General features: G+C 70.6%; 19 protein-coding genes and 1 riboswitch. Of the genes, 5 read left to right on the forward strand and 14 right to left on the reverse strand.

The features are described 5' to 3' along the window. Positions 1-26 precede the first annotated feature (26 nt). A complete protein-coding gene (locus ACZ7LT_RS01805; RefSeq protein ID WP_471232836.1) occupies positions 27-1,823 on the forward strand; it encodes an AMP-dependent synthetase/ligase in 1,797 nt (598 codons plus the stop codon). Here the strand turns inward: ACZ7LT_RS01805 and ACZ7LT_RS01810 are convergent. After that, positions 1,811-3,424, reverse strand: coding sequence for a GMC oxidoreductase (locus tag ACZ7LT_RS01810; protein WP_471232838.1), 1,614 nt, complete (start codon positions 3,422-3,424; stop codon positions 1,811-1,813). The genes ACZ7LT_RS01805 and ACZ7LT_RS01810 overlap by 13 nt on opposite strands. A 197-nt stretch (positions 3,425-3,621) precedes the next feature. Next, positions 3,622-4,764 (reverse strand): glycosyltransferase family 4 protein, encoded by a 1,143-nt coding sequence (locus ACZ7LT_RS01815; RefSeq protein ID WP_471232839.1) that lies wholly within the window; start codon positions 4,762-4,764, stop codon positions 3,622-3,624. Between the two features lie 124 nt (positions 4,765-4,888). Here ACZ7LT_RS01815 and ACZ7LT_RS01820 point away from each other — a divergent pair, with 124 nt between their 5' ends. Then, entirely contained in the window at positions 4,889-6,127 is a 1,239-nt protein-coding gene (locus tag ACZ7LT_RS01820; protein ID WP_471232841.1) for a glycosyltransferase 87 family protein, read from the forward strand. Positions 6,128-6,166: 39 nt separating this feature from the next. Here ACZ7LT_RS01820 and ACZ7LT_RS01825 read toward each other — a convergent pair whose 3' ends face one another. The 5 genes from ACZ7LT_RS01825 to ACZ7LT_RS01845 all read right to left on the reverse strand — a co-directional run bounded on the left by ACZ7LT_RS01825 (position 6,167) and on the right by ACZ7LT_RS01845 (position 11,696). Continuing rightward, entirely contained in the window at positions 6,167-7,402 is a 1,236-nt protein-coding gene (locus ACZ7LT_RS01825) for a hypothetical protein (RefSeq protein WP_471232843.1), read from the reverse strand. 24 nt (positions 7,403-7,426) lie between these two features. After that, positions 7,427-8,458, reverse strand: a complete 1,032-nt coding sequence (locus tag ACZ7LT_RS01830; RefSeq protein ID WP_471232844.1) for a C40 family peptidase — start codon at positions 8,456-8,458, stop codon at positions 7,427-7,429. 219 nt (positions 8,459-8,677) lie between these two features. Beyond that, on the reverse strand, positions 8,678-9,706 hold the full coding sequence (locus tag ACZ7LT_RS01835) for a C40 family peptidase (protein WP_471232845.1): 1,029 nt from the start codon (positions 9,704-9,706) through the stop codon (positions 8,678-8,680). A gap of 321 nt (positions 9,707-10,027) precedes the next feature. Beyond that, positions 10,028-11,392: an NYN domain-containing protein gene (locus tag ACZ7LT_RS01840; protein WP_471232847.1), complete on the reverse strand. Its 1,365-nt coding sequence runs from the start codon at positions 11,390-11,392 to the stop codon at positions 10,028-10,030. A gap of 61 nt (positions 11,393-11,453) precedes the next feature. Next, a complete protein-coding gene (locus ACZ7LT_RS01845) occupies positions 11,454-11,696 on the reverse strand; it encodes a hypothetical protein (RefSeq protein WP_471232849.1) in 243 nt (80 codons plus the stop codon). Between the two features lie 193 nt (positions 11,697-11,889). Between ACZ7LT_RS01845 and ACZ7LT_RS01850 the strand changes: the two genes are divergently transcribed. Both ACZ7LT_RS01850 and ACZ7LT_RS01855 read left to right on the forward strand, forming a co-directional pair. Next, complete coding sequence (locus tag ACZ7LT_RS01850) at positions 11,890-12,642, forward strand: rhomboid family intramembrane serine protease (protein WP_471232851.1); 753 nt, start codon at positions 11,890-11,892, stop codon at positions 12,640-12,642. Further along, positions 12,639-12,920 (forward strand): Lrp/AsnC family transcriptional regulator, encoded by a 282-nt coding sequence (locus ACZ7LT_RS01855; RefSeq protein WP_019885602.1) that lies wholly within the window; start codon positions 12,639-12,641, stop codon positions 12,918-12,920. Before ACZ7LT_RS01850 ends, ACZ7LT_RS01855 begins: the two co-directional genes overlap by 4 nt. Positions 12,921-12,932: 12 nt before the next feature. Here the strand turns inward: ACZ7LT_RS01855 and ACZ7LT_RS01860 are convergent, their stop codons facing one another. From ACZ7LT_RS01860 to ctaE, 6 genes are all read right to left on the reverse strand, one after another. After that, the gene (locus tag ACZ7LT_RS01860) at positions 12,933-14,333 is read right to left on the reverse strand and encodes an aminotransferase class V-fold PLP-dependent enzyme (RefSeq protein WP_471232852.1); all 1,401 of its coding nucleotides are present in this window, start codon (positions 14,331-14,333) and stop codon (positions 12,933-12,935) included. 196 nt (positions 14,334-14,529) lie between these two features. Continuing rightward, positions 14,530-14,647: riboswitch (SAM riboswitch) on the reverse strand. Positions 14,648-14,721: 74 nt separating this feature from the next. Beyond that, a complete protein-coding gene (trpD, locus tag ACZ7LT_RS01865; protein ID WP_471232853.1) occupies positions 14,722-15,786 on the reverse strand; it encodes an anthranilate phosphoribosyltransferase in 1,065 nt (354 codons plus the stop codon). Between the two features lie 124 nt (positions 15,787-15,910). After that, positions 15,911-17,539 (reverse strand): cytochrome bc1 complex cytochrome b subunit, encoded by a 1,629-nt coding sequence (qcrB, locus tag ACZ7LT_RS01870; RefSeq protein WP_471232854.1) that lies wholly within the window; start codon positions 17,537-17,539, stop codon positions 15,911-15,913. Beyond that, positions 17,536-18,588, reverse strand: coding sequence for a cytochrome bc1 complex Rieske iron-sulfur subunit (qcrA, locus tag ACZ7LT_RS01875; RefSeq protein WP_471232856.1), 1,053 nt, complete (start codon positions 18,586-18,588; stop codon positions 17,536-17,538). Before qcrA ends, qcrB begins: the two co-directional genes overlap by 4 nt. After that, on the reverse strand, positions 18,585-19,394 hold the full coding sequence (qcrC, locus tag ACZ7LT_RS01880; RefSeq protein WP_471232858.1) for a cytochrome bc1 complex diheme cytochrome c subunit: 810 nt from the start codon (positions 19,392-19,394) through the stop codon (positions 18,585-18,587). Before qcrC ends, qcrA begins: the two co-directional genes overlap by 4 nt. A 65-nt stretch (positions 19,395-19,459) precedes the next feature. Next, positions 19,460-20,080 carry an aa3-type cytochrome oxidase subunit III gene (gene ctaE / locus ACZ7LT_RS01885; protein WP_471232859.1) on the reverse strand — a complete coding sequence of 207 codons (621 nt, stop codon included), beginning with the start codon at positions 20,078-20,080 and terminating at the stop codon, positions 19,460-19,462. Between the two features lie 166 nt (positions 20,081-20,246). Between ctaE and ACZ7LT_RS01890 the strand changes: the two genes are divergently transcribed. Then, positions 20,247-20,651: a hypothetical protein gene (locus tag ACZ7LT_RS01890; RefSeq protein ID WP_471232860.1), complete on the forward strand. Its 405-nt coding sequence runs from the start codon at positions 20,247-20,249 to the stop codon at positions 20,649-20,651. A 20-nt stretch (positions 20,652-20,671) separates the two neighbouring features. Here the strand turns inward: ACZ7LT_RS01890 and ACZ7LT_RS01895 are convergent, their stop codons facing one another. Then, complete coding sequence (locus tag ACZ7LT_RS01895) at positions 20,672-21,928, reverse strand: L,D-transpeptidase (protein WP_471232862.1); 1,257 nt, start codon at positions 21,926-21,928, stop codon at positions 20,672-20,674. Between the last annotated feature and the right edge of the window lie 46 nt (positions 21,929-21,974).

A 21,974-nucleotide genomic window follows, 5' to 3' on the forward strand; every position in this document is an offset into this window, starting at 1 on the left:
CCGGCGCCCGATGAGGAGCAGCAGTCTTGCGCGAGTTCAGCCTTCCGGCCCTGTACGAGGTCCCCACGGACGGCAACCTGACGGATCTGATCCGCCGCAACGCCACGCAGCACCCAGATGCCGCTGTGATGGGGCGCAAGGTTGCGGGCGTCTGGACGGACGTCACCTCCACCCAGTTCCTCGCCGAGGTCCGGGCCGCCGCGAAGGGGCTGATCGCCGCCGGGGTCAAGCCCGGCGACCGGGTCGCGCTGATGTCGCGTACCCGCTACGAGTGGATCCAGCTGGACTTCGCCATCTGGAGCGCCGGCGGTGTGACCGTGCCGGTGTACGAGACCAGCTCGCCCGAGCAGGTGCAGTGGATCCTCGGCGACTCCGGCGCGGTCGCCGTGATCGTGGAGAGCGACGCGCACGCCGCGGCCGTCGAGTCGGTGCGGGGCGCCCTGCCCGAGCTGCGCAGCGTGTGGCAGATCGAGAAGGGCGCGGTCGAGGAGCTGACCGCGGCCGGTGCGGACGTACCGGACGAGACCGTCGACGAGCGCAGCGGCGTGGCGAAGGCGGACGACCCGGCGACGATCGTCTACACCTCGGGCACCACCGGCCGCCCCAAGGGCTGTGTGCTGACCCACCGCGCCTTCTTCGCGGAGTGCGGCAACCTGGTCGAGCGGCTCAAGCCGCTGTTCCGTACGGGCGAGAGCTCGGTGCTGCTCTTCCTGCCCGCCGCGCACGTCTTCGGCCGGATGGTCGCGCTGGCGCCGGCGATGGCGCCGATCAAGCTGGGCTGCGTACCGGACATCAAGAACCTCACCGACGAGCTGGCCTCCTTCCGGCCGACGCTGATCCTCGGTGTGCCGCGCGTCTTCGAGAAGGTCTACAACTCGGCGCGGGCCAAGGCCCAGGCGGACGGCAAGGGCAAGATCTTCGACAAGGCCGCGCACACCGCGATCGCCTACAGCCGCGCCCTCGACACCGCCACGGGTCCCTCGCTGACGCTGAAGCTGAAGCACCTCGTCTTCGACAAGCTGGTCTTCAGCAAGCTGCGCGCAGTGCTCGGCGGCCGCGGCGAGGCCGCGATCTCGGGCGGCGCGCCGCTGGGTGAGCGTCTTGGCCACTTCTACCGGGGCATCGGCTTCACGGTCCTGGAGGGCTACGGCCTGACGGAGACCTGCGCGGCCACGGCGTTCAACCCGTGGGACCGGCAGAAGATCGGTACGGTCGGCCAGCCGCTGCCCGGCTCGGTACTGCGGATCGCGGACGACGGTGAGGTGCTCGTCCACGGCGAGCACGTCTTCTCGGGCTACTGGAACAACGAGACGGCGACCGCGGAGGCGCTGGCCGACGGCTGGTTCCACACCGGTGACATCGGCACGCTGGACGAGGACGGCTATCTCGCCATCACCGGCCGCAAGAAGGAGATCCTGGTCACCGCGGGCGGCAAGAACGTCGCCCCCGCGGTGATCGAGGACCGCATCCGCGCCCACGCGCTGGTCGCGGAGTGCATGGTCGTGGGCGACGGGCGCCCGTTCGTGGGTGCGCTGGTCACCCTGGACCAGGAGTTCCTGGGCCGCTGGGCGGCCGAGCACGGCAAGCCGGCGGGTTCGACGGCGGCGTCGCTGAAGAACGACGCGGATCTGCTGGCGGAGGTCCAGCGGGCCGTGGACGACGGCAACGCGGCGGTGTCGAAGGCGGAATCGGTGCGGAAGTTCACGATCCTCGACTCCCAGTTCACGGAGGAGGCCGGCCACATCACGCCGTCGCTGAAGCTGAAGCGGAATGTGGTGGCGAAGGACTTCGCGGACGAGATCGAGGCGATCTACCGCGCGTAGTCGGTGGCGAGGACCCTGGCCATGTTCCGTTCGGCCAGGGCCGTGATCGTCACGAACGGATTGACGCCGATGGAGCCCGGGACGAGGGCTCCGTCGGTGACGTAGATGCCTGGGGCGCCTTTGACCCTGCCGTACGCGTCGGTGGCCTGGCCCAGGACGCAGCCGCCGAGCGGGTGGTACGTGAAGTCGTCGGCGAAGGTCTTGTTGCCGCCGAAGAGGTCGTAGCGGTAGATCGTGGCGTTCTTGAGGTTGATCCGGTCGAAGAGTTTCTTCGCGGAGGCGACCGACACCTGACTCTGGGCCCGGGTCCAGTCGAGCCGGGTGGAGTCGGTGGCGGGGTCGTAGCGGAAGGTGCCGCGCTCCGGGTTCCTGGTGATCGCCAGGTAGAGGCTGATCCAGTGCTCCAGGCCGGTCGGCAGCGGGGCGATCTCGGCGAAGACGGGGTTGTCGGCGTTGGACCAGTCGTCGATGCCCATCACCGGCATGGTCGACTGGTTGGCCCCGACGGTGTCCCACATGTGGTTGGCGCGGCCGGTCATCACATTGCCGTTGGTGCCCCAGCCGGTGCCGACGCGGTCGCTGAGGTCGGGCAGGGCGCCGGTTTCGCGGGCGCGCAGCAGGAGTTCGGTGGTGCCGAGGCTGCCGGCGCCGAGGAAGAGGCGCGAGCAGGAGATCTCCCGGGTCTCGACGGTCTTGCCGGTCAGGTCGATCCGGTCGGCGGTGACGACGTACGAGCCGTCGGGCTGGCGGCGTACGGCTCTGGCGCGGTGGAGCGTCTCGATGGTGACGTTGCCGGTGCCGAGGGCGGCGGCGAGGTAGGTCCGGTCGAGGCTGCGTTTGCCGTGGTTGTTGCCGTAGATGACCTCGCCCGCGAGCGCGGATCTGGGGGCCTGGCCGGCGGCTTCGCGCTGCATGTGGCCGAAGTCGTAGACGTTGGGTACGAAGACGGTCTTGAGGCCGGCGTTGGCGGCGTGCTTGCGGGAGATCCGGCTGAAGCGGTACCACTCGGTCGCCTCGAACCACGCCGGGTCGACGGTGTTGACGCCGAGCATCCGGCGGGCGAGCGGGAAGTACGTGTCGTACATCTCGGCCGGGTCGACCTGCGGCAGGACCTCGGTGAAGTAGTCCCGGCGTGGGGTGACAGCCATGCCGCCGTTGACGAGGGAGCCGCCGCCGACGCCGCGGCCGACGTAGACGGACATCTCGGCGAAGCGGACGCGGTCGAGGACGCCGGGGTACGGGCTGATGTCCTTGTTGACGACATCGAGCCAGAGGAAGGTGGCGAGCGGCGCCTCGGTGCGGGTACGGAACCACATGGAGCGGCGGTCGGGGGCGCCGGTGGGGCAGAAGACCGTGCCGTCGGGCCCGGGCGTGTCCCAGAGCCGCCCCATCTCCAGCACGGTGGTCCGTATCCCCGCCTCCCCGAGCCGCAGCGCGGCGACGGCGGCGCCGTATCCGGACCCGATGACGAGGGCGGGGGCGTGGTCGGGGGCGTGCGCGGCGTGCGCGGTGGTGAGCCCGATCCGGGTGAGGCCGAGGGCGGCGGCGGTGTGGAGGGCGCCGAGACCCAGGAGATGACGGCGCGTCAGTTTTGGTGTCATGCGCGGAGCATGGGCGGAATATGGGGTTCCGCGAAGGGGGTGCGGGGGGATGGGATTGACGGGTCGTCAAGACGGGGTCTCGGCCACGGCGTCCCGGCCCCGCCCTCCGGGCCCCGGCGGGGGCCGCGCGCTGAGCGGGGGCACGCCGTGGCCCAGGCCCGAGCCAAGGGCGCCGCGCGCCGCCCCCGCCCGGACCGCTAAAGCAGCTGCTTCAGGGACTCCGCCAGCTGGTCCCAGCGCCACTTCTCCTCGACCCACTCGCGGCCCCGCTCGCCCATCCGGCGGCGCAACTCCGGGTCCTGGAGCAGGGTCACGAGGCGGTCCGCCGCGTCCTCGGGGACGCCGCCGCGGACCACCCAGCCCGTCTCGCCGTCGAGGACCGCGTCGGGGGCACCACCCGAGTCGCCGGCGACGACCGGGAGGCCCGTGGCGGAGGCCTCCAGGTAGACGATGCCGAGGCCTTCGACGTCCAGGCCGCCCCGGCGCGTGCGGCACGGCATGGCGAAGACGTCACCGGCGCCGTAGTGCGCGGGCAGCTCCTCCCACGGGACCGCGCCCGTGAAGCGTACGGATCCGGCCACCCCCGTCTCGGCGGCGAGCCGCCGCAGGTCGGCTTCGTAGGGGCCGCCGCCCACGATCAGCAGCACCGCGTCCGGCACCTGCCGCAGGATCCGCGGCATGGCGAGGATCAGGGTGTCCTGGCCCTTGCGCGGCACCAGACGCGAGACGCAGACGACCACCGGACGGTCGGCCAGGCCGAGCCGCTCGCGGACCAGGTCGCCGCCCGACGCGGGGTGGAAGGTCTTCTCGTCGACGCCCGGCGGCAGCTGCACCATGCGCCCGGCCGCCTCCGGCGTGAGCGCGGCGGCGATGCGCGAGCGGGTGTACTCGCCGAGGTACGTGATGGTGTCCGTGCCCTCGCCGATCCGGCGCAGCAGCTGGCGCGCGGCTGGCAGCTGCGCCCAGCCGGCCTCGTGCCCGTGGGTCGTGGCGACCAGCCGCCGCGCCCCGGCCCTGCGCAGGGCGGGAGCCATCAGACCGAGGGGCGCTGCGGCGCCGAACCAGACCGACGTACAGTCGTGCTCGCGCAGCAACGCGGCCGCGCGCCGGGTCACACGGGGGGTGGGAAGCAGCATGGTCGTACGGTCACGGACAACCGTGAAGGGCTGTTCCGCGTCGAACTCTGCGGTGGCGCGGACGCCCTCGCGGTCGCGCTTCCAGGTGGAGGCGTAGACGACGATCCGCTCGGGGTCCAGGCGCAGCGCCATGTTGTGCAGAAAAGCCTGGATGCCGCCGGGACGTGGCGGGAAGTCGTTGGTTACGATCAAGGTCTTGTGCATCGCACCGCCGACAGTACCGAACGGCTCGGCCTGATGGCCCGGGCACAACCCGCCCCGGCGTCAGGACCGCCGCGAACACGGCCCCACCAAGGCCGCAGACACGGATGAAAAGGACGAGGTAGGTATGACCGGCGCAACGGGCACAAGATACCCAGTCGCGGTGTGGGTTCTCACCCGGGCCATCCTGCTCCTGTGCGTGTTCAAGGTCCTGGTCGTCCCCGGCCCCGACGTCACCAGTGACATCTCGGTGATCTACCAGGGCTGGTACGAGGTGCTGAAGACCGGCACGTACCCCCTGGACGACGTCACCTGGCAGTACCCGCCGGCCGCCGCCGCCGCGGTCCTCTCCCCCGGGCTGCTGCCCTTCCTCGACTACGCCTCGGCCTTCTTCGTCCTGGCGTTCCTGTGCGACACGGTGGTCTTCGGGCTGCTGATGTGGACGGCGCGCCGGCCGGGCCGCTCGATGAGCGGGGCCTGGATCTGGATCGTCGGCGTGCCGCTGCTCGGCCCGACCTCGTACGCCCGCTACGACCTGATGGTCACGGCCGTCGCCGTGGCGGCCCTGCTCGCCGCCGGGCGCAGCCCGCGCGTGCTCGGTTTCCTCTCCGGCGTCGGCGCGATGCTGAAGGTCTGGCCGGTGCTGCTGCTCGCGGGCACCCCGCGGGGCCGGGCCACGCTGCGCTCCTGGTCGACGGCGGCGGGGACGGCGGCCGGGCTGCTGCTCCTGTGCACGGCCGCTATGCCGGGCGCGCTGGCGTTCCTGACCTTCCAGAAGGACCGGGGCACCGAGGTGGAGTCGCTGGGCTCGCTGGTCTTCCATGTGGCCAGGCACTTCGGCTGGGAGGGGCAGGTGCTGCTGAACTACGGCTCGGTGGAGTTCCTCGGCCCCTATGTGCCGCTGGTCAGCAAGATCGCCATGGCGCTGACGTTGGCGGCCTTCGGCTGGCTGCTGCTGTGGCGGATCAAGGCGCGTGAGTTCGGGCCGACGACGGTCTGCGACGCCGCGTTCGTGGCCGTGCTGCTCTTCACCACGACGAGCCGGGTGATCAGCCCGCAGTACATGATCTGGCTGGTCGGGATCGCGGCGGTGTGTCTGATCTTCCGCTCCAGCCGGATGCGGCGGCCCGCGCATCTGGTGGTGGCCGCGACGGCGGTGACCCAGTTCGAGTTCCCGGTCTGGTTCTCGCACGTGGTCGACAGCGACCCGCTGGGTCTGACGCTGCTGCTGGTACGCAACGGTCTGCTGGTCGCCGCGTCGGTGTCGGCGTGCCGGGTGCTGTGGCGGCAGACGGTCACCGAGCCTCGGCTGCGTGAGCTGCTGCCCGTGCAGACCGCCCGGGGCAAGACCCTCGTCGGCTCCTGAGTCGGCTTCTGAGTCGGCTTCTGAGGGCCGCGCAGGCCCTCACTGCCCCAGGCGCGCCCGTACGTACTGCCGCCAGTCGGCGGTGAACCGCTCCGGTGTCGTCGACAGGACCGTGTCCATGGCCTTCTCCACGGCGCCCGCCCGGGTCGGGTGGGCGCCGACCGCGCGGTAGAAGGCGGCCAGCTTCGGCTCGCCCCAGCGCTCGGCGATCAGCTCGCAGGCCAGCCAGCCGCTCTCGTAGGCGCGGGCCAGGGCGTCCGCGCTCCCGGTGAAGGAGAAGTCGGCGTCCTCGGGGAGCGCGGCGGGCGCGGCGCCGGAGCGGACCGCGTCATGGAGCTCGGGGGCGGTCTCGGCGGCCGTGCGGGCCGAGTCGCGGTAGGCGACCCAGTCGGCGAAGCCCTCCGAGAGCCACATCGGGGTCGAGGCGGAGGTGTACGCGCGCGTGGCGACGTGCGTGGTCTCGTGGGTGAGGACGACCCGCTGCCCGTACTCCCCCAGCACGCCGTACGCCTCGGGGTTGACGATCACCCGGTCCGCGGGCGCCTCGGGCCCGCCGCCGCTCTCGCCGGTGGTGACGGCGGCGATGCCGCGGTAGCCGGCCGCGGGGGCGCCCAGCAGGCCGCCCATCGCGTCGAGGGAGGCCGGGACCAGCACGACCAGACGCCCCGCCCAGCGCTCGGGCCAGCCCGCCGAGACCGCGGGCACCGCCGCGTCCGCGTTCGCCGCGATCGCCCGCAGCCGCTCCATGGACTGCCCGACGCCGAGGACGATGCTGCGCTCGCCACGGACGACCCGCACGGCGCCCTGCTGCCACAGCTGCTGCGGGGTGTGCTCGCCGGGCCGGTCCGCGCTCACGTACCAGCGGCCGTCGCGCTCGGTCAGCTCCAGCACGCGCGCGTGGGTCACGGCACCGCTGTCGTGGCCCCTGATCCGGTAGCTGAGGTCGGCGCGGGCGGTGGCCCGGCCGTCCTCACCCCGCTCCAGGCCAGTGAGCCGGTACGACCAGGAGCTCAGCGGCACGTCCGCGAGGTTGGCCAGCTCGCTGCGGGCGGCCGCCCGCAGCGCCGTCGCGGCCGGGTCGAGGGCGGCGAGATGGGCGTCGGTGTCATGGGCGAGGACCGCGGCCGCGCGCCGGTCGAGCAGCGCCTGGACCTCCCGGGCCGCGGTGTCGGTGGGGGCCGCCGCCGGGGCGGCGCAACCCCCGGTGAGGGCGAGCAGGAGGCACAGGAGGACGACGAGCCACCGCCCCGCCGCCGCACGCCCCGCTCCCGCCACGCCTTCGATCGTACGGTCAGCGGCTCAGACACGGGTCACCGTCGCCCCGGGCATCATGCCGACGGGGTCGTAGCGGACGGCCGCGCCGGGGTAGGGCGCGTGGATGACCTGGCCGTTACCGGCGTACATCCCGACGTGGCTGGCGTCGCTGCGGTACGTCACGAGGTCGCCGGGGCGTGCCTCGGAGAGCGGCACCTGGCGCCCGGCGTACCGCTGGGCCTGGGAGGTGCGCGGCAGTCCGACCCCGGCCTGCCGGTACGACCACACCATCAGGCCCGAGCAGTCGAACCCGGACGGTCCGGTGGAGCCCCACACATAGGGCTTGCCGATGGCCTGGCGGGCCGCCATCAGGGCCGCCAGGCCGCGCGCCGAGGCGGCGGGCGAGTCGGAGAGCGGGGGCAGCGCACCGTCCCGGCCGGAGCGGGAGGCCCGGTCGAACTCCTCGCGCTCACCGGTCGGCAGGGCGTTGAGGAGCCGTCTGGCCTCGGCGAGCTTGCGCTCGACGGTCCGCTTGTGGCGGGCCACGGCGGCCTGGCTGCGCTCCAGTTCGGCGAGGGTACGCCCGGCCTCCACCCGCTGCTGGCCCAGCCGACGCTGTTCCTCGCGCAGTTCTTGCAGCTGGCCGGTCTGCCGGGCGGTGATGCGGTCGAGGACGGCGGCCTTGTCGAGGTAGTCGTCCGGGTCGGCGGTGAGCAGCAGCACGAGCGCCGGGTCGATCCCGCCTGAGCGGTACTGCGCGCCGGCGACCGAGCCGAGGGCGCCGCGCATCCGGTTGATCCGCTCCTGGCCGCGGGCCAGCCGGTCCTGAGCGCGGTCCACCTGGGCGCGGAGCTGGTCCGCCCGCTCGTCGGCCTGGTTGAACCGCTCGGTGGCCTTCTCGGCCTCCTCGAAGAGCCGGTCGACACCGGCCCGGGTCGGCTCGGGGGTGTCCCGGGGGTCGGCGCTCGCGGGGACGGCGCCGAGGGCCGCCGCGGCCGTGACGGCCGCGGCGGACAGGACGGTGACCTTCGCGCTCCGGGCTGGACCCGGCTGCGCGGAACGGCGGTGGGACGCCACAGACCGCGCTCCCTTCAGCTGTACGCATGACTGGCGCGGCAGACAGTAGCCGTTGGCCAGGGCGTGACCAACGAAGGCCGGAGGCGCGAACAGTGGCGCCCCGCCGGAGATCACAAGGTCACCGGCGGGGCGCGACGTCAGTTCAGGGTGCGGTAATTCGCCCGTTCGGGCGTCAATTCGGCGGGGCGGGTGTACACCGCCGCCATCTGGTCAGGTGCGTCAGATGCGCACACCGAACTGGAAGGTGCCCATGTAGTTCATCGACTCGTAGCGGACCGAGGCGCCGGGCTTGGGGGCGTGCAGGATGGTGTTGTTGCCCGCGTACAGACCCACGTGCGAAAGGCCGTTGAAGAAGACCAGGTCGCCGGGCTTGAGCTGGCTGCGGCCGATCTTCACGCCGTCGTTCTGCTGGGTGTAGGTGGTGCGGGTGAGCTGCACGCCGGCCTGGCGGTAGGCCCACTGCGTCAGACCGGAGCAGTCGTAGGAGTTGGGGCCCTCGGCGCCGGAGACGTACGGCTTGCCGATCTGGGTGGCGGCGGCGCCGAGGGCGACGCGGCCGCGCTCCGAGGCGGGGGCCTCGTCACCGAGCTCGACCCGGTCGCCGGCGTCGCGGCTGGCGCGCTGCTCCGCGTCGCGCATCTTGGCGCGCTCCGCGGCGGTCAGGGTGTTGAGCAGTTTCTGGGCCTCGGCCAGCTTGCCCTGGAACTTCTTCTTCTTCTCGCCGAGCGTCTTGCGGACCTCTTCGAGGTCTGCGAGCTTCGCGGTCGCCTCGGCGCGCTGCTGGGCGAGGGTGCGCTGCTTGGCCTGGATCGACTGGAGCACCTCGGTCTGCTTGGCGCCGAGCTGGTCGATCGCGGACGCCTTGTCGAGGTAGCTGTCCGGGTCGGAGGAGAGGAAGAGCTGGATCGCCGGGTCGATGCCGCCGGAGCGGTACTGGGCGCTGGCCACCGAACCGATGCTGTCCCGCAGGTCGTTGAGCTCGGCCTGGCCGCGCGCGACCTTGTCCTGGAGGGCGCCGATCTCCTTCTGCAGGGTGCCGCGGCGCTCCTCGGCGAGGTTGTACTGCTCCGTGGCCTCCTCGGCCTCGTGGTGGAGCTTGTCGACCTTGGACTTGACCTCGTCCTTGCTCGGCTTGGGAGCGGCCTGCGCGCCGGACTGGGCGGTGAGGGCCACGGCCGCGGCGGCGGTCACGGTGAGCACGGTCACACGGGTGCGGCTCGGCTGCTTGGGACGACGGTGGGACGCCACGAAGGCGAGCTCCTTCTTCCTCAGCCGCCGACCGGGTGGTGGGTCTGTGCCCCGGCTCCGTGCATCGCGTCCGGCGCCCCCCGTGAAAATCGGGCCGAACTGCACGAATTAGGCGGTTCCTTCGCTGTCATCCCCGATGGATGATCAACCGCGCGAAGGTTCGAGGCCTGACCCTAGTGACCATCTTGTGATCAGTTCAAATCCTCATGAGAAAAATCTCGCCCACGCGCCACTTAATTTACGGACGACACACAGGCAGTAGTGAGCACTTGACGGTGGGTTCCGCCACTCCCGTATCAATCGGGGCAAGTGGAACAGGAGTTACGAGGCGCGCGAAAGGCGCTTCAGCAGCAAAGCGGACGCGACCGGCCTGGCCCCCGCCTTCGCCACCCCGTCGGCGACCTCGCGGTCGGTGGAGACCACCACGACCGGCCGGCCCGGCGGCTCCGCCCGTACCAGCTGACGGATCAACTCATCGGCCGTCACACCCGGCTTGGAGAACAGCACCCGCACCCCGCGCGGCGGCGCGAGCAGCACCGGCGCCGCCAGCTCCGCCCCGTCGAAGACACAGGTGACCTCGGCGCCCGTGCGGGCCGCCAACGCGGAGAGCCCGCCCAGCAGCCGAAGTCGCTGCTTCTCCAGCGGCATCGTCGGATAGCCGGTCTTGGTGACGTTGTAGCCGTCCACGACCAGATGCGCCTGCGGCAGGGCGAGCAGCTGGTCGAGCAGGGCCGGGTCCGTCTCGGACAGGGCCCGCGCGGCGATGTCCTTCGGTGTCATCCGCCCCGGCTCGACCGCGTCGACCGTGTCCGCCGGGTGGACCGAGACCGGCGGCAGCGCGAGCTCCCGGCGCAGCCCCTGGGCGGCGTCGAGGACGGTGTCAAGGAGCAGCCGCAGCCGCATGTCCTCCACCGAGCGCCCCTCACGGGCGGCGCGGCGGCTGGCTTCGAGCGCCGCCTCGGTCTCACCGAGCCGGGCCTTGAGGCGGCGCGTCTCGCTCTCGGCCGCCGACACATGGGCGGCCGCCTCCGCCCTGATCCCGTCGATCTCCCCCTGCGTACGGCGCAGGGCGGCCTCGCCCCGCTTCACATCGCTGAGCGCGCTGCGCAGCTTGCGCTGGAGCGATTCGGCCTCCTTGCGGGCCGCCTCCAGCTCCGTACGCAGCTGTTCGGTCTCGGTCCTGGTCAGCGCCCTGGCCTCGGCGAGCTCGGCGCGCAGCCGCTCCAGCTCGCGCCGGCCCGCCTCGTCGGCGCGCTCGGCGTCGGCCCGCTGGGCCTCCTCGCCCGCCGCGGCGACCAGCTTGACCCAGCCCGCGGGGCGCAGGACATAGGCGAGGGCGGCGACGTCGACGGGGTCGGCGGCGGCCGGGGGCGATACGGACTCGACGGCCCCGGCCAGCTCCGGCTGGGACTCCTTGAGCCGCTCGGCGATCCGCTGACGGAACAGCGGATCGCTCTCCAGGGCGGCGGCCATGGCGTTGCCGGCGAACTTGGCGCGCCGGGAGGGGGTGAAGCGGGCGTACTGCCGCAGCGGCGCGGGCAGCTCGGCGACGGTCAGGCCGCCGAACGCGTCCGAGACCAGCGCGACGACCCGCCGCCGCACACCGTCCGGCAGCGGGTGGTCGAGTGCCTCGGCGGCGTCGGCGGTGCCGCCGGCCGGCTCTTCACCGCGGTCCGGCTGCTCCACGATCCGTCACCCCACTACCCGTTCCACGCCCTCTTGGGCCTTGCGGGCCGCCCGCTCCTCGTCAGGAGGTGCTGCCCGGCCTGTCCACCAGCTCGATCTGATCCACCGCGTTGCACCAGCGGCAGCGGACCGACTCGATCGTCTCACTGACGACCTCGCGCTCCTCCACCTTCGGCTCACCCGCGAGGTCCAGATGGACGTACTCGACCACCTTGGACGAGCGGGTCACGTCGAAACGTGTCAGGTTTCCGCAGAGCGTGCAGCGCCAGCGGGTCTCGTCGGTCGGCAGGGGAACCGTCGTCATCGTGCCGTCCTCTTTCGTCGTGCGTCGTGCCGGGTGCGAGTGCCGCGGTGCGCCGTCGAACTGCGGATGTACTGCTCGTACCCTACGGCCATGGACGTCCCCCCTGCTCTGGCGGAGCCGAGCCCGGGGGACGTCCCCGATGTCGCGGCGAGGCACTCTGTCCCGGTCGGTCCGTTTACGCCATGATCTGATCATGATCGGCTGGCGAGGCTCCGACGGGCGCGGTATCGACTGGCGGCGCGTGGCCAAGGCCGCGAGAGACGCGCCGGCGGTCACCTACGGCGTGATCGCCGTCTGCTGTCTGATCTTCGTCGCCGGCCCCGCCTCGGGCTTCAATCCGTCGTACGGCACCGGGGACGAGCTGCTGGCCGCGCAGGACGCGTACTTCCGGCGCTGGGGCGTGCTCCCGGCCGAGCTCATGGGCGGCCAGCAGGACGCCCTGCCGACCCCGTTCACCGCGCTGTTCGTGCACGGCAACTGGCTGCATCTGCTCGGCAACATGCTCTTTCTCTACGTCTTCGGCGCGATGGCCGAGGAGCGGCTCGGGGCCGTGCAGTTCGCCCTCTTCTACGTGGTCTGCGGCTATCTGGCCCTGCTGGTGTACGCGGCGGTGCACGCCCACTCCGAGCAGACCCTGGTGGGGGCGTCCGGGGCGATCTCGGCGGTGCTCGGCGCGTTCCTGTATCTCTTCCCCCGGGCCCGGGTGACCAGCCTCTATCCGTTCCTGCTCTTCCTGCCGCTGCGTTTCCCCGCCTGGATCGTGCTGGTCTTCTGGTTCGTCCTCCAGTGGCTGGCGGCCCGCAGCGCGGGGCCCGGGCCGGGGGTGGCGTATCTGGCGCACCTGGTGGGGTTCGGGGCCGGGTTCCTCTACGCCTGGGGGCGCTACCACCGGCGGGCTAGAGTGAAGGTCCCAGCCGCGGCGACCGAGGGAGAAAGCCAGCCGTGATCACCGCGATCGTGCTCATCAAGACCAGCGTGGACCGCATCCCCGAGATCGCCGAGTCCATCGCGGCGCTGGACAGCGTCAGCGAGGTGTTCTCCGTCACCGGTACGTACGACCTGATCGCCATGGTGCGGGTGGCCCGCCATGACGATCTGGCCGACGTCATCCCGGGCATGATCAGCAAGATCCCGGGCGTGGAGGCCACGGACACGCATGTGGCGTTCCGCACCTACTCCCAGCACGACCTGGAGGCGGCGTTCGCGATCGGCCTGGAGTCCTGAGCCGTCGCGGCGTCAGCCCCGGTCGGGCACGCAACGCCCTTCCTCCGTACGGTACTTCCACTGAGCGCCGTCCCGGACGAGCTCCTTGACCGCCCGGACGAACCGCTCCACGTGCTCGTCCGGGGTGCCCGCGCCGAAACTGACCCGGATGGCGTTGAGCGACTTCTCGCCGGGCGCGGCCTCGGGCGCACCGCACTCGCCCTGGGTCTGCGGGTCGCTGCCGAGCAGGGTGCGGACCAGCGGGTGGGCGCAGAAGAGGCCGTCGCGGACGCCGATGCCGTACTCGGCCGAGAGCGCGGCGGCGAAGTGCGAGCTGTTCCAGCCCTCGACGACGAACGAGATGACACCGACGCGCGGGGCTTCGTCGCCGAAGAGCGAGAGGACCTTGACCTCGGGGACCTCGGCGAGGCCCTCCCTGACCGTCGCGATCAGGTGCTGCTCGCGCGCCACGAGGGTGTCGAAACCGGCCTCGGTCAGCGCCTTGCAGGCGGAGGCGATGGCGTACACACCGATGACGTTCGGCGAACCGGCCTCGTGCCGGGCCGCGGTGGTGTGCCACTCCACGTCCACACCACCGTCGGCCCGGCGGGCGACCTTGCGGGAGGCGCCGCCGCCCGCGAGGTACGGCTCGGCGTCCTGGAGCCAGTCGGCGCGTCCGGCGAGGACGCCGGAGCCGAACGGCGCGTACAGCTTGTGCCCCGAGAAGGCGACCCAGTCGACGTCCAACTCCCGTACGGAGACAGGGTGGTGGGGCGCCAGCTGGGCGGCGTCGAGGACGATCCGGGCGCCGTGGGCGTGCGCGGCCTGGGCGAGCTCCTTCACCGGCCACAGTTCACCGGTGACATTGCTCGCTCCGGTGACGCAGACCAGCGCGGGGCCGTAGGGGTCCCGGTCGGCGAGCGCCTGCTCCAGCGTCCGCACGGCCTCGCCCGGGGTGCGGGGCGCGTTCAGGTACGTCACCCGGGCGTCCTTCCACGGCAGCAGCGAGGCGTGGTGCTCGGTCTCGAAGACGAAGACCTCGCAACCGGCGGGAATGATCCGGGCGAGCAGGTTCAGCGAGTCGGTGGTCGAGCGGGTGAAGACGACCTGGTCGCCGGGGCGGCAGTCGAGGAACTCGGCGACGGTGGCGCGGCTGTTCTCGAAGAGGTCGGTGGAGAGCTGGGAGAGGTACCCGGCGCCGCGGTGCACGCTGCCGTAGTACGGGGCGTAGGCGGCGACGTCGTCCCACACCCGCTGGAGGGCCGGGGCGCTGGCGGCGTAGTCGAGCGCGGCGTAGGTGACCTCGCCGCCGGTGACCAGCGGGACGGTGACGTCGCTGCCGAGTACGGGCAGCGGGGCGGCGCAGCAGGGGTCGGCGGAGTCGGTGGCGGCGGAGTCAGCGGTGGCGGCAGCGGTGTTCGGGTACGCGGACATGGCGGTATCTCCCGGCAGACGATGGGCAGCGAAGGGCCCGCAGGGCAGCGCGAAGTGGGGTGCCACATACGGGTGTTGCCTCAACACACGGAAAGGCCGTGTGGAGGGTGGGGAAACGGGGCCGACGGGCCCTAGCGCATTCGCTTGCTCACGAGACTGCTCCCTTGAGGACCAAGGACCCCAGGGTTTTCGCAGGGGTCCGCGCTTGCCGTGGACCTTGCTGTCCACGGCCTGGTCTTCACCCGGGGCACCCCGCCACGGACGGAGGGTTGCCGGACAGCCAGCCGGGGCCTTAATGGCTGTCACTCATGACCTGAAGAGAACGTATGCCACGTGATCGCCGACGCGCAACCCCGTTCCGGATGGCGGAACGGGGCCGCGCGCGAGGCTACGCGTTGCTGGCCGTCACCCAGCGCTCCAGCGCCCGGCGGGCCGCCCCTGAGTCGATGGACTCGGCCGCCTTCGCCATTGCGGCCCTGATCTGCGCCACGAGCGGCTCGTCCGTCGGCTCCAAAGCGACCAGCGCCGCAGCCGAGTTGAGCAGGACCGCGTCCCGCACGGGCCCGGTCTCGCCCGCGAGCAGCCGGCGGGCCACATCGGCGTTGTAGGAGGCGTCGGCGCCGCGCAGCGCCTCGACGGGGACCAGGTCGATGCCGACGTCCCGCGGGTCGAACGCCTCCTCGCGGACGCTGCCGTCCCGGACCACCCATACGTGTGAGGTGGCGGTGGTCGTCAGCTCGTCGAGGCCGTCGTCGCCGCGGAAGACCAGTGCGGAGGAGCCGCGCTCGGCGAGGACCCCGGCGAGGATCGGCGCCATCCGGGCGTCGGCGACACCGGTGGCCTGGGCCTTGACCCGGGCGGGGTTGGTGAGCGGCCCGAGGAAGTTGAAGGTGGTGCGGATGCCGAGTTCCTTGCGGGCCGCGGCGACATGGCGGAGCGCGGGATGGAAGGTCACCGCGAAGCAGAAGGTGACGCCGGCCTCCTCGGCGACCTCGGCGACCCGCTTGGGGGTGAGCCGGAGGTTGACGCCGAGCTTCTCCAGGACGTCGGAGGCGCCGCTCGCGCTGGACGCGGCGCGGTTGCCGTGCTTGACGACCTTGGCGCCCGTGCCGGCGACGACGATCGCCGACATGGTGGAGATGTTGACGGTCTTGGCGCCGTCGCCGCCGGTGCCGACGATGTCCACCGAGGGGCCGGGGACCTCGATGAGGTTGGCGTGCGCGTACATGGTCCGTACGAGACCGGAGATCTCCTCGACGGTCTCACCCTTGGCCCGCAGGGCCACCGCGAACCCGGCGATCTGGGCGTTGGTGGCCTCGCCCCGCAGGATCCGGTCCATCGCCCAGGCGGTGTCCTCGGCACTCAGGTCGTGCCCGGTCAGCAGACCGTCCAGGACGGAGGGCCAGGAGCGGCCCGCCGCGATGTCGCCTCCAGCGGGGTTCACAGCGCTCATGGTCGCTCCTGGTTCGTCGGTGCGGAGAAAGTGTGACTCCCACCCTATCGAGCCCCGGGGACGGCAAAGAGCCCCGTCCAGCGAGTGGACGGGGCTCCTGCCGTGGCGACCTCAGGTAAAGGGATCAGTGGTGGCCGTGGCCCTCGGTGATCTCCTTGTACTCCTCGGCGGTGGGCTTGGCGATCTGGCTGCCTTCGCCGTAGTAGCTCTTGTTGAGCTTGACCCGGAGCTTCTCGGTGCGGGAGATCTTGCGCTCCACACCGTTCTCGTCGACGGCCGGCGGCAGCTCGGCGGGCTCGTACTGCTCGTGAGCCGTGAGCTTGTACCGGTCGCCCGCGCTGAGCGGCTCATGGACCTCGACGAACTCACCGTGCGGCAGCCGCTTGATGATGCCGGACTCGCGTCCGTGCAGCACCTTGTCGTGGTCGCGCCGCTGCAGACCCAGGCAGATCCGCTTGGTGGCGATGAACGCGATGACCGGTCCGACGAAGAAGAAGATCCGGACGAACCAGGTGATCGAGTTGATCGAGAGGTTGAAGTGGGTGGCGAAGATGTCGTTGCCACCACCGATGAGCATGATCATGTACGCGGTGATCCAGGCGACACCGAAGGCGGTGCGCGTCGGAGCGTTGCGCGGGCGCTGCGCGATGTGGTGCTCGCGCTTGTCGCCGGTGATCCAGGACTCGATGAACGGGTAGACCGCGATCGCACCGAGGACCAGCGGGAAGAGCACCAGCGGGATGAACACACCCAGGACGAGGGTGTGGCCGGCGATGTTGATCTCCCAGCCCGGCATGACACGGATCAGGCCTTCGGCGAAGCCCATGTACCAGTCGGGCTGGGCGCCGGTGCCCACGTGGTCCGGTCGGTACGGGCCGATCGCCCAGATCGGGTTGATCGTGGCGACCGCCGCGACGATGGCGATGACACCGAAGACCAGGAAGAAGAAGCCTCCGGCCTTGGCCATGTAGACCGGCATCAGCGGCATGCCGACGACGTTGTTGTTCGTCCGGCCCGGGCCCTGGTAGTGCGTGTGCTTGTGGACGACCACCAGGATCAGGTGGGCGACCACCAGGCCGAGCATGATGCCGGGCAGCAACAGGATGTGCGCCGAGTAGAACCGGGCCACGAAGTCGCCGCCGGGGAACTCGCCGCCGAACAGGAACATCGAGATGTACGTACCGATGATCGGCACGGACAGGATCGCGCCCTGCATGAAGCGGACACCGGTGCCGGAGAGCAGGTCGTCCGGGAGCGAGTAACCGGTGAAGCCGGTGAACATGCCCAGGAAGAACAGCAGGAATCCGAAGAGCCAGTTGATCTCACGCGGCTTGCGGAAGGCACCCGTGAAGAAGACGCGCATCATGTGCACGAACATCGCCGCGAGGAAGATCAGCGCGCCCCAGTGGTGGATCTGCCGGATGAGCAGACCACCGCGCACATCGAAGGAGATGTGCATGGTCGAGTTGAACGCCTCGGACATCAGCTGTCCCTGCAGCGGGACGTAGCTGCCGTGGTACTCCACCTCGTTCATCGACGGGTGGAAGAACAGCGTCAGGTACACACCCGTGAGGATGATGACGATGAAGCTGTAGAGCGCGATCTCACCGAGCATGAAGGACCAGTGGTCCGGGAAGATCTTGCGCATGTTGGCCTTGGCCAGGGTGTAGATCCCCAGCCGACCGTCGGCCCAGTCGGCGACCCGCTCACCCGCGGGTGCCTTCTTGTTCTTGGTCTCGGTTGCGGTGCTCATCCGCGCTCCCAGAAGGCAGGACCGACGGGCTCTTCGAAGTCGCCGAGCGCCTCGAGGAAGCCCTTGTCGTTCACGCCGATCCGCAGCTGCGGCAGGGCGTGACCGGCCGGGCCGAAGATGACCCGGGCGCCGTCGGACAGGTCGAAGGTGGACTGGTGGCACGGGCAGAGCACGTGGTGCGTCTGCTGCTCGTACAGCGAGATCGGGCAGCCCACGTGGGTGCAGATCTTCGAGAAGGCGACGATGCCCTCGTGCGACCACTCGAGCTCGCGCTTGTCCTTGATGTCGTCCGGCTGGATACGGACGATCATCAGGGCGGCCTTGGCGATCTCGGTCTGGAAACCGTGGTCGTGCTCCGAGAGGCCCTCGGGCATCGCGAACGTCAGCGAACCGACGGCGACGTCCTCGGGACGCAGCGGCTCATGCGTGTTCATGTTGATGAGCTGCTTGCCCTTGGCCCACAGGGTCTTGCGGAGCTTGTCCTCGGGCAGCGGGCCCATGTCACGCAGCAGGACGATGCCGGAGAGCGGCACCAGCGCCAGCGCGCCGAACATGGTGTTGCGGATCAGCTTGCGCCGGCCCAGCGCGGACTCTTCGGCACCGGCCGCGAAGTCGGCCATGACCTGCGCCTTGACCTCGGGCGACGCCGCGATCGGGTGACGCTCGTCGGCCATCTCCACGTCGGACATGAGGGTGCGGGCCCAGTGGACCGCGCCCGCGCCGATGAAGAAGAGCGCGAGACCGAGGGTCCATCCCAGGCTGAAGTTGAGCGCGCTCACATGGCCGAACGGCCAGATGTACACGATCTTGTCGACCGGGAAGATCACGTACGCGGCGATGAAGGCGACGGTGGCCAGCATCGACAGCACGAACATGAAGGCGACCGCACGCTCGGACCGCTTGGCGGCCCGCTCGTCGATGTCCTGGATGCGCGGCTTGTGGGGCGGGAGGCCCGGGTCGGCGAACGGGTCGTCGGCGACCTTCACCGCGCCGTGCGCGGTGCCCTGCTCAACGGGCAGGTTCTCTTCTGGAATCTCTTGGGTACTCATGACTTCTTGGCCTTAGCGGTGTGGGCCGCGACCCAAACGGCACATGCGATCAGTGCGCCCAGACCGAACACCCAGGCGAACAGACCCTCACTGACGGGGCCGAGGGCACCGAGCTTGAATCCGCCGGGGGTCTCGGTCCTGTCACTGTTGACGGCCTGGACGTAGGCGATGATGTCCTTCTTCTCCTTCTCCGGCATGGTCGTGTCCGGGAAGGAAGGCATGTTCTGCGGGCCGGTCTGCATCGCCTCGTAGAGGTGCTTCGGGCTCACGTTCGCCAGGTTCGGGGCGTACTTGCCGTGCGTCAGGGCGCCGCCCTCACCAGTGAAGTTGTGGCACTGGGCGCAGTTGTTACGGAACAGGTCGCCACCCTTGGCGATGTCCGCGCCGTCGGGGCTGTACTGGCCCGCCTTCGGCGTGATCGGACCGGCACCGAGGGAGGCCACGTAGGCCGCGAGCTGGTCGATCTCGGCCTGCGAGTAGATGACCTTCTTCCTCGGCACCTGGGCGCCCGGCTGCTGGGCCGGCATACGGCCCGTGCCGACCTGGAAGTCCACGGCCGCGGAGCCGACGCCGACCAGGGGCGGGCCGTCAGTGGTGCCCTGACCGCCGGTTCCGTGGCAGCTGGCGCAGCCGACGGTGTAGAGCTTCTTGCCCTCCTCGATGGCGAGGGACTGGGCGGTTTCGTCGGCCTTCGCCGTGCCCGCGGGTGCGAACGCGGCGTACAGCCCCCCAGTGGCCGCCAGCGCGAGAAGTAGGACGACGACCGCCGCCAGCGGATGGCGTCGTCGTGCGGAGAGCTTTTTCACGGATTACCCCGGTGTCAGGATCTTCTGCGTCGATGCTTGCTGGATGAGTCGGTCTTCGGGACCGACTACTTGATCATGTAGATCGTGGCGAAGAGGCCGATCCAGACGACATCGACGAAGTGCCAGTAGTAGGACACGACGATGGCGGCGGTTGCCTGCTCGTGAGTGAATCTCTTGGCCGCGTACGTCCTGCCGAGGACCAGCAGGAAGGCGATGAGTCCGCCCGTCACGTGCAGGCCGTGGAAGCCGGTCGTCAGGTAGAACACGGAGCCGTACGGGTCCGACGAGAGCGAAAGGCCCTCGTGCTTGACCAGCTCGGTGTACTCGAAGACCTGGCCGCCGATGAAGATCGCACCCATCACGAACGTGACGATGAACCACGCCCGGAGCTTCTTCACATCGCCCCGCTCCGCGGCGAAGACGCCGAGCTGGCAGGTGAGGGAGGAGAGCACCAGGATCGTGGTGTTGGTCGCCGAGAACGGGAAGTTCAAGGCCGAGGCCTTTTCTGCCCAGTACTCGGCGCCCGTCACGGATCGCAGGGTGAAGTACATCGCGAAGAGGGCCGCGAAGAACATCAGCTCGGAACTCAGCCAGATGATGGTTCCGACGCTGGTGAGGTTCGGCCGATTGACCGACGGGTGCGCGTGCCCGGTTTCTACTGTCGTTGCTGTCGCCACGACCGACATTATGTCGGTCGCTTATCCCGCCCTCACTCCGGGGGGTGCCGTTCGGTGTGTCCGCACGTCGTGCAGGGCTCGAACGGCCCATCGAAGTGGTGTCCGAACCGGTGTTGACACGGTGTCCGACGGAGTAGCATCCCGCGCATCGGTTGATGACCTTTACGGAGGAACGATGCAGTCGAGCGCCACGGTCCTGGTCTACAGCGACGACGCGAACACGCGTGAGCAGGTGCGGCTGGCCGCCGGGCGCAGGCCCGCCGCCGACGTTCCCCCGGTCGAGTTCATCGAGTGCGCGACGCTGCCGGCGGTCCTGGAGCGCCTGGACCAGGGCGGCATCGACGTCTGTGTGCTGGACGGCGAGGCGGTGCCCGCGGGCGGCATGGGGGTCTGCCGGCAGATCAAGGACGAGGTCTTCCACTGCCCTCCCGTGCTGCTGCTCATCGGCCGCCCGCAGGACGCCTGGCTGGCCACCTGGAGCCGCGCGGACGCCGCGGTGACCCTTCCGGTCGAGCCGGTCGAATTCGCGGACACGCTGGCGTCCTTGCTCCGTACGCGCAAGCTGGCCCTTCAGGTCTGACCCCGAGGCGGACCGAGCGCCTAGAAGACAACCGGCCGCAGTCTCGCCTCGTCGGTGGGGCTGCTGCCGTCGCGGGTGTCGGCGAGCAGGGCGCTGCCCTGGCGCCACTTGTCCCAGGTCAGGTTCCAGTCGCCGAAGCCGTTGCCGAAGGTGTCCATGGTGTCGCCGTAGCTGTTGATCACGGTGACGAGGTCGCCGGGCTTGACGGTCTCGTAGAACCAGGCGGCGTTGCCGGTGGACATGCCCGTGCAGCCGTGGCTGACGTTGGCGTAGCCATGTGAGCCCACGGACCACGGCGCGGCGTGGACGTATTCACCACTCCAGGTGACCCGGGTCGCGTAGTAGACCGGCAGGTCGTACGACTCGCTGCTGCCGGCGGCGATGCCGACGGTGGTGCTGCGCATCCGGACGAAGTACTCCTTGCCGAGCACCACCTTGACGCCGTTTCGGGTGGAAAATCCCGGCTTCCCGGTGGTCACCGGAATGGTGTTGATCACCTTTCCGTTGCGCTTGACCGTCATCGAGTGCGACGCGGCGTCGGTGATGGCCTCGATCCGGTCGCCGATCGTCAGCTTCAGCGGCTTGACGGGGGCGCCGTAGAGCTTGTCGGCGACCTTCACCCCGGCGAGGTTGCTGGAGGCCGTGACGGTGGCGCCGGTGGGCCAGTACTCCTTCGGGCGGAAGTGCAGCTTCTTGTCGTCCGCCCAGTGCCAGGCGCCCTCCACGGAGGGGGAGGAGCGGACCGTGAGGCCCCGCTCGACCACCGCCCGGGCCGCCTTGTCCTTGACCGGCAGGCTCAGCGTCGCGGTGATGGGCTGCCCGACGCCGTACTTGCCCGCCTCAGGGCCGAATTTGACCTTGAGGACCCGCTTGGCCGGGGAGGTCTCGAAGGTGACCGTACGGGCGCCAGGAGCGCCCTCGCTGTCCTCCGTGGAGACCTTGACGGTGTAGGTGACGCCGGCCGCGAGCGCGCCCGTGGAGCGCCAGCGACGCCCGTCGGCGGTCAGCTCGCCGGCGAGCCGGTGGCCGTCCGCGTCGGTGGCCGTCACATCGGTGATACGGCTCTCCTTGCCCTTCGCGGTGACTTCGAGGGGCTTGTCCGGATTCGCCTTGCCCCGGCCCTTGGGGGTGTTGAAGGCCACCTGCTGGGCGGCGTCGTACGGCTTCACGGACAGGGGGTGCCGGTCGGGATCGCCGCACGCTGTGGCACTCGCGGAGGCGATGCCTGCCAGCAAAGTGCAGCTCAGGACAGTGCGGAAGCGCGGCGTGTGGTTCATGAGGCCACGGTATGAAGATTCGTCCGTTCCGGCGCGCGGAGTGACT

The organism is Streptomyces sp. NPDC039465, assembly GCF_055639315.1.

What these genes read in the sequence shown, in the direction of transcription:
- ACZ7LT_RS01810 (WP_471232838.1), bottom strand. Translation starts at nt 3,424, where the DNA reads ATGACACCAAAACTGACGCGCCGTCATCTCCTGGGTCTCGGCGCCCTC.
- ACZ7LT_RS01815 (WP_471232839.1), bottom strand. Translation starts at nt 4,764, where the DNA reads ATGCACAAGACCTTGATCGTAACCAACGACTTCCCGCCACGTCCCGGC.
- ACZ7LT_RS01820 (WP_471232841.1), top strand. Translation starts at nt 4,889, where the DNA reads ATGACCGGCGCAACGGGCACAAGATACCCAGTCGCGGTGTGGGTTCTC.
- ACZ7LT_RS01845 (WP_471232849.1), bottom strand. Translation starts at nt 11,696, where the DNA reads ATGACGACGGTTCCCCTGCCGACCGACGAGACCCGCTGGCGCTGCACG.
- ACZ7LT_RS01850 (WP_471232851.1), top strand. Translation starts at nt 11,890, where the DNA reads ATGATCGGCTGGCGAGGCTCCGACGGGCGCGGTATCGACTGGCGGCGC.
- ACZ7LT_RS01860 (WP_471232852.1), bottom strand. Translation starts at nt 14,333, where the DNA reads ATGTCCGCGTACCCGAACACCGCTGCCGCCACCGCTGACTCCGCCGCC.
- trpD (WP_471232853.1), bottom strand. Translation starts at nt 15,786, where the DNA reads ATGAGCGCTGTGAACCCCGCTGGAGGCGACATCGCGGCGGGCCGCTCC.
- qcrB (WP_471232854.1), bottom strand. Translation starts at nt 17,539, where the DNA reads ATGAGCACCGCAACCGAGACCAAGAACAAGAAGGCACCCGCGGGTGAG.
- qcrA (WP_471232856.1), bottom strand. Translation starts at nt 18,588, where the DNA reads ATGAGTACCCAAGAGATTCCAGAAGAGAACCTGCCCGTTGAGCAGGGC.
- ctaE (WP_471232859.1), bottom strand. Translation starts at nt 20,080, where the DNA reads ATGTCGGTCGTGGCGACAGCAACGACAGTAGAAACCGGGCACGCGCAC.
- ACZ7LT_RS01890 (WP_471232860.1), top strand. Translation starts at nt 20,247, where the DNA reads ATGCAGTCGAGCGCCACGGTCCTGGTCTACAGCGACGACGCGAACACG.
- ACZ7LT_RS01895 (WP_471232862.1), bottom strand. Translation starts at nt 21,928, where the DNA reads ATGAACCACACGCCGCGCTTCCGCACTGTCCTGAGCTGCACTTTGCTG.